A 12,141-nucleotide genomic window follows, 5' to 3' on the forward strand; every position below is an offset into this window, starting at 1 on the left:
GGGGACGAAGAAGCGCGTGGGGCAGGAGCTGGCGACGCTCACGCGCGCGAAGAGCTGTGACGACCTGCGCTCCACGTTGCGGCGACAGGCCATCGACCGGATGAACGAGGAGTTGGACGCGAAGCTCGCCATCGCGCTCGAGAGGCCGAGCGGGTACTGCGAGCCTCCGATGCTGGAGGACGTGGCGTCGGCGCCTCCCGGTGGGGGCGCCAGCAGCACGTCGTCCACCAACAACCAGGTGGAGGGCGTGGATGAGCCGGACTTCCTCAAGAACGACTCGCGCTACCTCTACGTGCTCGCGGACGGAAAGCTCAAGGTCGTGCAGGCGTGGCCCGCCGCCAGCTCCCAGGTCGTGGGCGCGCTGCCCATCGCGGGAACGCCACGCAAGCTCGTGCTCGACGGTGACCGCGCGCTCGTCTTCTCCAGCGTGCCGTCGTCCCAGGGGGAAAGCCCGGGTTGGCGCCCGCCGGAGTGCACCTACGGCTACGACTGCGACTTCGTGGGGGACGGCACGCTCCTTCAGCTCACCTGGGTGGACCTGGAGGACCGGACGCATCCGCGCGCCCTGCGGTCGGTGCGCTTCCAGGGCTCGTACATCACGGCGCGCCGCGTGGGCTCCGCCGTGCACACCGTCGTCACGTTCCCGGGGCCGAAGGTGCCCACGGTCGCGTCCTGGCCCGATGACATCCACTCCTGCCAGGAGAAGAAGTACACCGAGAAGGAGCTCCGCTCCGCCTTCAAGCGCCTGCGCGAGGAGAACCTGCGCATCCTCGAGTCCGCGGACTTCTCGCTGCCGCTGCCCCGCTTCACCGAGCAGTCCGTTGGCGAAGGGGGGACCATCGCACCCCTGCCGTACAATCTCGCGGAGTGTGACAGCTTCTACGTGTCGCACGCGGGCGATCCCGCCTCGTTCCTGACGCTCGTCTCCACCGACCTGGGCGCGCCCGACACGCTGAACGCCACGGTCGCGGTGGGCCGCCCGGGCGCCGTCTACTCCAACGGCGAGTCGCTCTACGTCTCCGCCCGGCACTCCCAGGACACGACGTCGGGCGGCTGGTTCTTCTCCCAGGAGAGCGGCGTCCCCGAGGCCAGCACCGTGCACCGCTTCTCCCTGTCCGCCCAGCCGCCCGCGTCCGAGTACCGGGGCAGCGCCGCGGTGAAGGGCCGCGTGCTCAACCAGTTCGCCATGGACGAGCACGCGGGCCACTTCCGCATCGCCACCACCACCGGCCACCTGCCGTCGCCGGACGTGCACAGCACCGTCACCGTGCTGGATCCTCGCGACAGCGGGCTCGTGCAGGTGGGGCAGGTGGATCACCTGGCTCCCAGCGAGGACATCCGCTCCGCGCGCTTCGACGGTGAGCGCGGCTTCGTCGTCACGTTCAAGAAGACGGATCCGCTGTTCGTCCTGGACCTGAAGGACCCCGCGGCGCCGAAGGTCGCCGGTGAGCTGAAGATCCCCGGCTTCTCCACGTACATGCACCTGCTCGACGACAACCACCTCTTGAGCATTGGCTACGACGCGCAGGACATGGGCAACTTCGCCTGGTTCCAGGGCGTGCTGCTCCAGGTGTTCGACATCAGCACGCCGTCCGCGCCGACGCTCCAGCACAAGACGGTCATCGGCACGCGCGGCTCCTCGTCCGAGGCCCTCACCCAGCACCTCGCGTTCAACTACTTCCGGCAGAAGCACCTGCTCGCGCTCCCCATGGCGGTGTGCGAGGCGAGCCGCGGCGGTGGCAGCTTCGGCGAGCAGCTCACCTTCAACGGGCTGATGGTGTACCGCGTGGACGCCGACACCGGCTTCAACTACCTGGGAGGTGTGGCGCACACGCCCGCGAGCACGCCGGACTTCCCGGCCCAGGGCGCGTGCTCCAACTGGTGGACGCAGGCGAGCACGTCCGTGAAGCGCAGCGTCTTCATGGAGGACTTCGTCTACTCCGTGGCCGCGGACAGCATCCACGTCGCGAACGTGGCGGCCCCGGGCACCGACGTCGCCGTGGTGCCGCTGTACTGACCGTGTCCGCGAGGGAAGGGGGGCCTTCCGCCTGGGCCACCCCTTTCGCTAACGTACCGGCGCGGCCCGTCTTTGGGGGCGGGCCGTGCTGCCATGGCGAACGTTCCTTCCGAGCTGGTCGCGGCCTTCCGTGGGGGCGCCGCGAGGCCCTTGTCCTCCGACGAGGAAACCGGGCTCGTGCCCGTGCTGACGGAGGTCCTGGCGCGCTGTGAGCAGGCCTGGCCCGGCGCGTGGCTTCCCCCCGGAAACTTCGCCGCGCACCTGGGGCGCCACCTGCCCGCCGGCGAGCCTCCCGCGCAGGCCCTGGCCACCCTCTGCTGCGAGGACCTGTACCTGGCGCTGGCGGCGGTGGAGGGCCACCGGGCCGCGCTGGAGGCGCTGGAGGCCACCGCGCTGGTGCCCGCCGGCCGCGCGGTGCGCCGCGTGGAGGACTCGAACGCGTTCGTGGACGAGGTGCTCCAGCTCACCCGCCTGCGGCTGCTGGTGGAAGATGGCACCCACGTGCCGCGCCTCAAGGAGTACGCGGGCCGGGGCTCGCTGCGCCGGTGGACGGAGGCCGTGGCCCTGGGCGTGGCGCTGTCGCTCAAGCGCAAACCGGACCGGACGACGCCGCTGGATGACGCGCTGATCGCCGCGGACCTGGGGGCCGCGGATCCGGAGCTGGAGCACATCCGCCACCGCTACCGTCCGGCCTTCCGCGCCGCCTTCGCGGAGAGCCTCGCGGCCCTGTCCCCGCGCGACCGCAACCTCTTGCGCCTGGGGCTCGTGCAGGGCCTGGGCGTGGAGTCGCTGGGCGCACTGCACCAGGTGCACGCCTCCACGGTGTCGCGGTGGATGGCGAAGGCCCGGAGCACGCTGCTGGAGCAGACCCGCGAGGGGCTGGCCCGGCGGCTCGCGTTGAACACCTCGCAGCTGGACAGCCTGCTGCGCGTCCTGGACGGCAGCCTGGACGTCAGCATCGCGTCCCTCTTGAAGGAAGGCTGAACCCGCCCATGTCCGAGTCCCCCTCCGCGTCCCACCTGGAGGAGGTCGAGCTGCTCGACCTCGCGGACGGCATCCCGTCCCAGGCCCTGCGCGAGCGCGCCGAGGTGCACCTGGATGCGTGCGCGACCTGCCGCGAGGCCCTGGCGGACTTCCTGCGCATCCGCGCCGCCCCCGCCCCGGACGTGCACGCCGCGCGCACCGAGGTGGTGGTGACGGAGTCCCCCGGCACGCGCCTGTCCGCGTCGGGCATGCCGCTGCTCGCCCAGGGGACGCTGCTGGGCCGCTACGTGCTGCTGGAGCGGCTGGGCTCGGGCGGCATGGGCGTGGTCCACGCGGCCTATGATCCAAGCCTCGACCGGCGCATCGGCCTGAAGCTGCTGCGCGCGCTGCCTGGCGCGGGCGGCTCCCAGGGGATGACGGAGCGGCTCTTGCGCGAGGCCCAGGCCGCCGCGCGCACCCGCCACCCGCATGTCGTCACCGTGCACGACGTGGGGACGTTCGGGCAGGTCGTCTTCATCGCGATGGAGCTGGTGGACGGCGGCAACCTGCGCGAGCACCTGCGGGCCCAGGCCCGGCCGTGGCGCGACGTCGTGCGGCTGTACCTCCAGGCGGGCCGGGGGCTCGCGGCGGCGCACGCGGCGGGCGTCGTGCACCGGGACTTCAAGCCGGACAACGTCCTCGTGGACAAGGAGGGGCGCGCCCGCGTGACGGACTTCGGGCTGGCGCGCTTGGAGTCCGCGGCGGGCGCACCGCACAGCGCTGGAGTGCCTTCCCACCTGGGAACGGGTGACGTGACCCCGGGCCTGCAAGCGGTGGCCACCACCGTCGCCGGCACGCCCGGCTACATCGCGCCGGAGGTGCTCGCGGGAGCGCCGGCCGACGCGCGCTCGGACCAGTACGCCTTCTGCGTGTCGCTGTACGAAGGGCTGCACGGCCAGAAGCCCCCGTCCCCCGCGCAGGGCGGGCCGACGAACCGCGCCGCCGTGCCGCGCGCCGTGCACGCGCTGCTCGTGCGCGGCCTGTCGCCGGAGCCCGCGGCCCGCCATCCGTCCATGACGGCCCTGCTCGACGCGCTGGAGCGGGCGGCCTTCCCCGTGCTCAGCAAGAAGGTCGCGGTCGCCGGGGTGGGGGCGGGGCTGCTCGCGGTCGCGGCCACGGTGTTCGCCGTGATGAGCACGCCGCCCTGCGCGGCGGATCCGCTGCGGCTCGTGGGCGTGTGGGACGGGGAGCGCAAGGCGGCGCTGCTCAAGGCCTTCCAGTCCACGGGCGCACCCGGCGCTGTCGCGGCGCACGAGGCCGCGGCCCGCGCGCTGGATGCCTACGCCGCCGCGTGGCACGACAGCCGCCGTCAGGCCTGCGAGGCCACCCGGGGGCGCGGCAACCAGTCCGAGGCGGTGATGGACCTGCGCATGAGCTGCCTGGAGCGCCGCCGCCGCGAGCTGGGCGCGCTCACGGACGTGCTGCTCACCGCGGACCGGGACGGCGTCGCGAGCGCACCGGAGACGGCGCAGGCCCTGAGCCCGCTGTCGCGCTGCGCGGACGTGGAGGCGCTCTCGCAGCCGGTGCCGCCGCCCGAGCGGCCCGAGGTCGCCGCGCGCGTGAAGGCCGCCTATGCGCGGCTGGACGAAGCGCGCGCCCGGCTGAACGCGGACCGGTGGCAGGAGGCCGTGGACCGCGCGGGCCCGGTCGTCACCGAGGCGGAGGCCCTGGGCTACAAGCCGCTGCTGGGCGAGGCCCTGCTCGTCGAAGGCGAGGCCCGCGCCTTCCTGCGCGACGAGGCCGCCACCACGACGCTGCGCCGCGCGATGCTGGCGTCGCTCGCCGGCCGCGATGATCTGCACGCCACCGAGGCCGTGGTGCACCAGCTCTACATCGACGGCGAGGTCGCCCAGCGTCCGGAGCAGGCGAAGCTCCACGCCGAGGAGGCCCGGGCGCTCCTGGAGCGCTCGGGAGGCAACCTGGACCTGGAGGCCCAGTTGCTGGCGTACCAGGCCAGCTCGCTCGTACAGCAGTCCCGCCCCGGGGACGCGCTGCCGCTCCTCCAGCAGGCCCTCACCCTCCAGGAGCGGCTGTACGGCAGGGACTCCCCGCGCCTCGCCCGGGGGCTGCTGCTGCTGTCCTCCGCCCTGCGCCAGACGGGCCGGGGCGAGGAGGCGCTCGTGCACAACCAGCGGACGCGCGCGCTGCTGGAGAAGGCCTACGGCACCGACCATCCAAAGGTCGCGATGCTGCTCAACAACCGGGGCAGCACGCTGGTGGAGCTGCGCCGCTACAAGGAAGCGCGCGACGCCTTCCAGGAGAGCCTCAACCGCTACGAGCGCATGTACGGTCCGGGGCAGCCGGTGCGCTACGCCACGGGCCTGCGCGCGAACCTGGGCGCGGTGGCCTTCACCATGGGGCTCTACGACGAGTCGGAGCGGATGCAGCGCGAGGCCCTGGCGATGTACCAGCAGCAGTTCCCCCCGGGCTCGGCCTACCGCGTGCGCACGGGCAACAACCTGACGCTGGTGCTCATCAACCAGGGCCGCATGCAGGAGGCGCTGAAGCTCATCCAGGAGATGGAGGCGGAGTCGGAGGTGGCCACGCGGGATGGCCGCAAGGCCCCGGTGTTCGCGACGGCGCCGCTGAACGCGGCGGAGGTCCACCTGCGCATGGGCCGGCCGGACCTGGCCGTGGCGTCCGCGAAGCGCGCGGTGGCGCTCCTGCGGGAGATGAGCGCGGAAGGGGACCTGGGCTACGCCCTGCGCAACCTGGCGGGCGCGTACACCCGGGCGGGCCAGCTCTCCGAGGGCTGGCGCACGGCGCAGGAGGCGCTGGCGCTGCACCACAAGCTCGCGGGGCCGGACGTCCCGCCTTCCCCCGAGCTGGGACAGGCGCTGGGCGAGCTGTCCCTGGAGCGCGGCGACGCGGAAGGGGCCTGCCAGTGGCTGGGCGCGGCCCTGGCGCAGTGGGAGGCCACGGAGGCCCCGCCGCTGGAACTGGCCGTCATCCGCTACACCCTGGCGCGCGCCTTGCGCCAGGCCCACCGCGAGCCGGAGCGGGCGCGCGCGCTCGTCATGGCCGCCCGCGACGCCGTGCTCCCCACCTCCGAGCCCCGGCTGCTGAAGCTTTCCGAACTGGACGCCTTCCTTCGCGGGCACTGAGGGCTGCTAGGGTGCTGCCCCCTATGCGAACCCTCGTCGGACTGACCTCCTCGGGTTGGACGGAGAAGGCCCGGTGGGCCCTGGATCACCACCGCGTGGCCTACCGCTTCCACGACTACGTCCCCCTCATCCAGGAGCGCTGGCTGCGCAAGTACGTGGCGCCCGGCGTGAAGGCGTCGGTGCCGCTGCTCATCGACCCGCCCGGCCCGGCCACGCACGGCTCCTTCGCCATCGCGAAGCGCGCCGAGGAGCTGGGGCAGGGCAGTCCCCTGTTCCCGCCGGAGCACCTCGAGGCCATCCACCGCTGGGAGGCGCTCAGCGAGCAGGTGCTGGACGTGGCGCGCACCTACGCGATGCCGCGCATGCTCGCCAGCAACGGCGCGCAGGCGGAGGCGCTGCCGAAGTTCGTGCCGGGCGCGCTGCGCCGCCTGTTCGCGCCCACGGCCCGCATGGGCATGCGCTTCGTCATGCGCAAGCACCAGGTGCCAGAGAGCGCCGAGGCGCTCATCGAGTCCACCGTCGTCCCCGCGCTGGAGCGGCTGCGCGCGGCGCTGGGCGGACGGCCCTACCTGGAGGGCACCTTCACCTATGCGGACATCACCGCCGCGATGATGCTCGTGTTCCTGGGCCCCCCGGCGGCCCGGCACCTGCCCATGGGCCCCGCCACGCGCGCGGTGTGGACGCACGAGGGGCTCGTCGCCCGCTTCCCGGACCTCCTTGCCTGGCGCGACGCGCTCTACGACAAGCACCGCCGCACCTGAGCTGGAACGGAAAACGGGCCGCCCTCCTGGTGTGGAGAGCGGCCCGTCCCGTGCTTCAGCGGCGCGTGGCCCGGCCTCAGGCCGTCTGCTTCACGCCCTTCGAGTTGTCCACCAGCACCTTGGCGAAGGTGAGCCCGTTGGGGCCCGCGTCCGCCTGGATGGTCTCACCCGGCGCGAACTCGCCGCTCAGGACCTTGAGCGCGAGCGGATCCAACAGGTACTTCTGCACGGCCCGCTTCAGCGGCCGGGCGCCGTACGTGGGGTCGTACCCGCGCTCCGCCAGCAGCTCCCGCGCGCCGTCCGTCAGCTCCAGGGCCAGCCGCTTGTCCGCGAGCAGCTTCTGGAGCTTCGCGAGCTGGATGTCGACGATGCGGTAGATGTCCTTGCGGCGCAGCGGCTCGAAGACGACCACTTCGTCCACGCGGTTGAGGAACTCCGGACGGAAGTGCCCGCGCAGGGCCTCCATCACCTCGCCGCGAGTCTTCTCGTTGAGCACCTCCGTGCCCGCCATGCCGTCCTGGATGGCCTGCGAGCCGATGTTGGACGTGAGGATGAGCACCGTGTTGCGGAAGTCCACCGTGCGGCCCTGGCTGTCCGTCACCCGGCCCTCGTCCAGAATCTGGAGCAGGATGTTGAACACGTCGTGGTGCGCCTTCTCGATCTCGTCGAAGAGCACCACCGTGTACGGCCGCCGGCGCACGGCCTCCGTGAGCTGGCCGCCCTCCTCGTAGCCCACGTAGCCCGGGGGTGCGCCTACGAGCCGCGACACCGCGTGCTTCTCCATGTACTCGGACATGTCGATGCGGACCATCGCCGTGTCGTCGTCGAAGAGGAACTCCGCCAGCGCCTTCGCCGTCTCCGTCTTGCCCACGCCCGTGGGGCCCAGGAAGATGAACGAACCGATGGGCCGGTTCGGGTCCTGCAACCCGCTGCGCGCGCGGCGCACGGCGTTGGACACGGCTTCGATGGCGCTGCGCTGACCGATCACCCGCTCGGCCAGCCGGTCCTCCATCTTCACCAGCTTCTGCATCTCGCCTTCCATCAGCCTGGAGACGGGGATGCCCGTCCACTTGGCCACCACGGAGGCGATGTCCTCGGAGTCCACTTCCTCCTTGAGGAACTTCTGGTGCTTCTGCAGCTCCGCCAGCTTCGCGTTCTGCGCCGCGACCTCCTTCTCCAGCGAGGGGATGACGCCGAACTTCAGCTCCGCGGCGCGGTTCAGGTCGCCCTGGCGCTCGGCCGCCGCCTGGTCGTTGCGCGCCTTCTCCTGCTTCTCCTTGAGCGTGCGCAGCGCGGCGATGGACTTCTTCTCCTCGTCCCAGTGCGCCTTGAGCGTGTTGAACTTCTCGTTCAGGTTCGCGAGCTCCTTCTCGATGTGGGCGAGGCGCTCACGCGAGTGGAGGTCGGTCTCCTTGCGCAGGCCCTCGCGCTCGATTTCGAGCTGCGTCACCTTGCGGCGGATGTCGTCGATCTCCGTGGGCATGGAGTCGATTTCAATGCGCAGGCGGCTGGACGCCTCGTCGACGAGGTCGATGGCCTTGTCCGGCAGGAAGCGGTCCGCGATGTAGCGGTGGCTGAGCGTGGCCGCCGCGACGAGCGCGCTGTCCTGGATGCGCACGCCGTGGTGCACCTCGTAGCGCTCCTTGAGGCCGCGCAGGATGCTGATGGTGTCGTGCACGGACGGCTCGCCCACGAACACCGGCTGGAAGCGGCGCTCCAGCGCGGCGTCCTTTTCAATGTGCTTGCGGTACTCGTCCAGCGTCGTCGCGCCAATGCAGTGCAGCTCTCCGCGCGCGAGCGCCGGCTTGAGCATGTTGCCCGCGTCCATGGCGCCCTCGGCCTTCCCGGCGCCCACGAGCGTGTGCATCTCGTCGATGAAGAGGATGATCTCCCCGGCCGCGTCCGACACCTCCTTGAGCACGGCCTTCAGGCGCTCCTCGAACTCGCCGCGGTACTTCGCGCCGGCCACCATCGCCCCCAGGTCCAGGGTGATGAGGCGCTTGTTCTTCAGGCCTTCGGGCACGTCGCCGTCCACGATGCGGCGGGCGAGCCCCTCCGCGATGGCCGTCTTGCCCACGCCCGGCTCACCGATGAGCACGGGGTTGTTCTTGGTGCGGCGGCTGAGCACCTGGATGCAGCGGCGAATTTCCTCATCGCGGCCGATGACGGGGTCCAGCTTCCCGGAGCGCGCGGCCTCCGTGAGGTCGCGCCCGTACTTCTCCAGCGCCTGGTAGGTGGACTCCGCGTCCGCGCTCGTCACGCGCCCGGAGCCGCGCACCTCCTTGAGGCCTGCCTGCACACGCTCGCGCGTCACGCCCGAGGACTTCATCGCCTCGCCCACCGCGCCCTTGTCCTGCGTCAGGGCCAGCAGCAGGTGCTCCGACGAGGTGAACTCGTCCTTGAGCGCCTTGGCCTCGTCCTCGGCCTTGTCGAAGGTCTTCATCAGGCGCTGGCTGAGCATGGCGCTCTCGCCGCCCTGCATCCGCGGAAGCTTCTGGAGCGCGTCACCCAGGCGCCCCGCGAACAGCTTCACGTCCACGCCAATCTTGCGCAGGAGGGGCTCGACGAGGCCGTCCTTCTGCCCCAGCAGCGCCGTGGCCAGGTGCTCCGGCTCGTAGTGGGGATTGTCGGCCCGGCGGGCGAGGGACTGACCCTCTTGGATCGCCTCTTGTGCCTTCACCGTGTATTTGTCGAGTCGCATGCCTTGAACCTAAGAGCCACGACCCCCTTGGCAAGACGACACGCCGCGTGTGGGTTCCGATTTTCGTGGAATACTTTGAGCCGCTGGAAGCAGCCGGGCTTTCGTGGTGACGAAGTTGCCAGCGGGTGGGGGGGTCGGTTATAGGCGGCGCCCATCACTGGGGGCATCACTCTGGACGCGCACGGCGGCTATCTCGTTCGACTCGACACCTTCTCCGGGCTGGCGCTGGTGCGGCTGGCCCGGGAGGCCCTGTCGATGGACAGCGCCCCGGGAGCCACGGCCCTGCGCGTCACCATCAACCGCCGCCGCAAGGTGGTGCGCCTGTCCTTCCTGGGGCCCTTCTCCCAGGGCAGGCCGGGCGCCCACTGGTATGCCGCCCACCACGCCCTGGCCCGGCTGCTGTCCGCCGCCGCCAACGCCACCGTGCACGCCTACGTCTACGACGCGGACGAGGGCGAGGAGGTCATCGCCTACGGCAATGGCCGCCGTGTGGGTGGAGAGAAGGTGGTGTACGAGGACGCCGAGCTGCCGTGCCCCCTGGACGAGCTGGACGAGGAGGCCTTCGCCCGGCTCCAGTCTCGCTGGCCCATGGGACACCTGGCGTACGTGTTCGGGCTCACCCGGGACGAGCTCCTGCGCATCCCCCGGGCCCCGCTGGCCCGCGTGCTGCCCCTGGAGGGCACCGACGCGGGTTCGGAGGCGGAAGCGATGGCGGCCCTGGAGGCCCTGCTCCTGGGCCCCGCGTTACCGCGCGCCGTGACGGACGCGGGCTGAAGGCGCCGGGCGGCGGGACGGTTCCATAACGCGCCGCATCCGCTTCACTTCAGGCCCTCAGGGGTCTTCGGTGGGCCCATCGAGCGTGAGGATGGCCTCGCGCACGCGCTCGCTGCGGAAGTACTGCGCGAGCATGGCGAAGGCGCCGGCCACGAGCACCGTCGGCAGCACGGCGCTGACGGTCATCAGGGACGGGACGAGGGCGCGGAGCTGGTCGGCGGCCATCGGGTCCTGGAACTCGGGCAGGCCCTTGAGCCCCTCCACCATGGCCTGGCTGGTGTGGCGGGCCACCACGGTCCACTGGGCCCCGTCGATGGTGCGCAGCAGGGCCGCGAAGATGCCCGCTCCGCCCAGCAGCTGCCGGAAGCCGTCCCGGTGGATGCCCTCCGGGGAGCGCAGCATGCGGCTGGAGGCGAAGAAGAGCAGGGTGCAGGCGACGGTCAGCCCGGACAGCACCAGCGCGCGCGACTCGCGCATGGGGGAGAGGGCGGACAGCTGCGCCTCCATGATGGCCTGGGTGACGGCCGGGTCCTTGCCCAGCAGGGCCAGGGTGGGCGTGTGCTCCCGCTGCGCCTCGCGGTGCTGCTCGAAGTTCATCATGACGGAGGCCTCGCTGCAGGCGAGCATCCCCGTCAGGGTGGAGAGGACCAGGCACAGCGCGGCGGCGAACCGCACGCCCCGGGGCAGGGCCCCCGGGCGGGTGACTTCAGGGGGCTTCACTTCCGGCTCGCCTCCACGTAGCGCAGGCGCAGGTCGGACAGCAGGCCCTCCACCAGCTTCTCCTCGTCCGCGGTGAGGTTGCCGCGCGTCTTCTCCCGCAGCATCGCCAGCAGGTCCAGGTTCTGCCGGGCCGACGGGAGGTCCTTCTCCAGACGGCCCGTCTCCGGGTTCGGCGCGCCCCCCAGGTGGATGAGCACGGCGGAGCCCAGGCCCACGACGAAGGTGCTGAACGACAGGGACTCCTCGGAGGCGGGGTTCGCTTCCCCCGTCATCACGAAGGTCTCACCCCGCTTCTCCGAAGGGCTCATTCGGCCGCCTTGTCCTCGTCGCTGTCTTCCGCGTCGTCGTCGCCGTCCTCGGCGTCGTCCTCGTCGTCGAGGTCATCCTCCTCGTCGTCGAGGTCGTCCATGATGTCGCCGTCCATCTGCGTCTCGATGGGGACGCCCTTGTCGGCCACGTCCGGCAGGTCGGCGAGGTGCTTCTTGAACGCATCCTCCTCGACCTGGCCGCCACGCTGGTAGCGCTCCGCGGTGCGCTTATCGGTGTGCTTCGGGTTGATGCCATCCGCCATGATTCAAATCCTCGGAATTGCTTGGAAAACAGCGCGCCACCTTATAGCAGGAAGGGCGCCTGTCAACGCCGCTGTCCCCGGCACCTGGAACCGATGAACGTCCCGCCCCGTCCCCTGCTTCCCAGAGGCCCCTACCTGCTGTGCGACGACAGCCTCCGTCCGGAGCTGTCCCTGGTGGACAAGGCCGAGCGGCTCCTGGCCGGCGGCGCCCGCGTGCTGCAACTGCGCATGAAGCACACGCCGCCCCGGGAGGCCCTGGCCGCGGCGCGGGCGGTGGTGGCCCGCTGCCGGCAGGCGGGCGCGCTGTGCCTGCTCAACGACCGGGTGGACCTGGCGCTCCTGGCGGACGCGCACGGCGTCCACGTGGGGGACGAGGACCTGCCCCCGGAGGCGGCCCGGGAGCTGCTGGGCCCCGGCAGGCTCGTGGGCGTCACCGCGCGGGGCACCGAAGGGGCGAGGGCGGCCAGGGC

The 12,141-nt window shown here is 71.7% G+C and carries 10 protein-coding genes; 6 read left to right on the forward strand and 4 right to left on the reverse strand.

Going from position 1 to position 12,141, the window contains the following annotated elements:
- From D7V93_RS25550 to D7V93_RS25565, 4 genes are all read left to right on the forward strand, one after another.
- Positions 1-2,017 (forward strand): beta-propeller domain-containing protein (locus D7V93_RS25550; RefSeq protein ID WP_120645884.1); only part of this gene is annotated, 2,017 nt, incomplete at its 5' end.
- 93 nt (positions 2,018-2,110) lie between these two features.
- Positions 2,111-3,001 carry a hypothetical protein gene (locus D7V93_RS25555; protein ID WP_120645885.1) on the forward strand — a complete coding sequence of 297 codons (891 nt, stop codon included), beginning with the start codon at positions 2,111-2,113 and terminating at the stop codon, positions 2,999-3,001.
- An 8-nt stretch (positions 3,002-3,009) separates the two neighbouring features.
- Positions 3,010-6,144, forward strand: a complete 3,135-nt coding sequence (locus tag D7V93_RS25560; RefSeq protein ID WP_120645886.1) for a serine/threonine-protein kinase — start codon at positions 3,010-3,012, stop codon at positions 6,142-6,144.
- A 23-nt stretch (positions 6,145-6,167) separates the two neighbouring features.
- On the forward strand, positions 6,168-6,905 hold the full coding sequence (locus D7V93_RS25565) for a glutathione S-transferase C-terminal domain-containing protein (protein ID WP_120645887.1): 738 nt from the start codon (positions 6,168-6,170) through the stop codon (positions 6,903-6,905).
- A 76-nt stretch (positions 6,906-6,981) separates the two neighbouring features.
- Here D7V93_RS25565 and clpB read toward each other — a convergent pair whose 3' ends face one another.
- On the reverse strand, positions 6,982-9,606 hold the full coding sequence (gene clpB / locus D7V93_RS25570; protein ID WP_120645888.1) for an ATP-dependent chaperone ClpB: 2,625 nt from the start codon (positions 9,604-9,606) through the stop codon (positions 6,982-6,984).
- A gap of 255 nt (positions 9,607-9,861) precedes the next feature.
- Between clpB and D7V93_RS25575 the strand changes: the two genes are divergently transcribed.
- Positions 9,862-10,380, forward strand: coding sequence for a hypothetical protein (locus D7V93_RS25575; protein WP_120645889.1), 519 nt, complete (start codon positions 9,862-9,864; stop codon positions 10,378-10,380).
- A 57-nt stretch (positions 10,381-10,437) separates the two neighbouring features.
- Here the strand turns inward: D7V93_RS25575 and D7V93_RS25580 are convergent, their stop codons facing one another.
- From D7V93_RS25580 to D7V93_RS25590, 3 genes are read right to left on the reverse strand one after another with little or no spacing between them, the layout of a single operon-like run.
- On the reverse strand, positions 10,438-11,100 hold the full coding sequence (locus D7V93_RS25580; RefSeq protein ID WP_120645890.1) for a hypothetical protein: 663 nt from the start codon (positions 11,098-11,100) through the stop codon (positions 10,438-10,440).
- Positions 11,097-11,408: a DUF1844 domain-containing protein gene (locus D7V93_RS25585; RefSeq protein ID WP_120645891.1), complete on the reverse strand. Its 312-nt coding sequence runs from the start codon at positions 11,406-11,408 to the stop codon at positions 11,097-11,099. Before D7V93_RS25585 ends, D7V93_RS25580 begins: the two co-directional genes overlap by 4 nt.
- Positions 11,405-11,671: a hypothetical protein gene (locus D7V93_RS25590; protein ID WP_208723149.1), complete on the reverse strand. Its 267-nt coding sequence runs from the start codon at positions 11,669-11,671 to the stop codon at positions 11,405-11,407. The genes D7V93_RS25585 and D7V93_RS25590 overlap by 4 nt, the downstream gene beginning before the upstream one ends.
- A 93-nt stretch (positions 11,672-11,764) precedes the next feature.
- Here D7V93_RS25590 and D7V93_RS25595 point away from each other — a divergent pair.
- A partial coding sequence (locus D7V93_RS25595) for a thiamine phosphate synthase (protein WP_208723150.1) occupies positions 11,765-12,141 on the forward strand: 377 nt, incomplete at its 3' end.

The sequence above is a fragment of the Corallococcus llansteffanensis genome (assembly GCF_003612055.1).
Taxonomy (GTDB): Bacteria; Myxococcota; Myxococcia; order Myxococcales; family Myxococcaceae; genus Corallococcus; species Corallococcus llansteffanensis.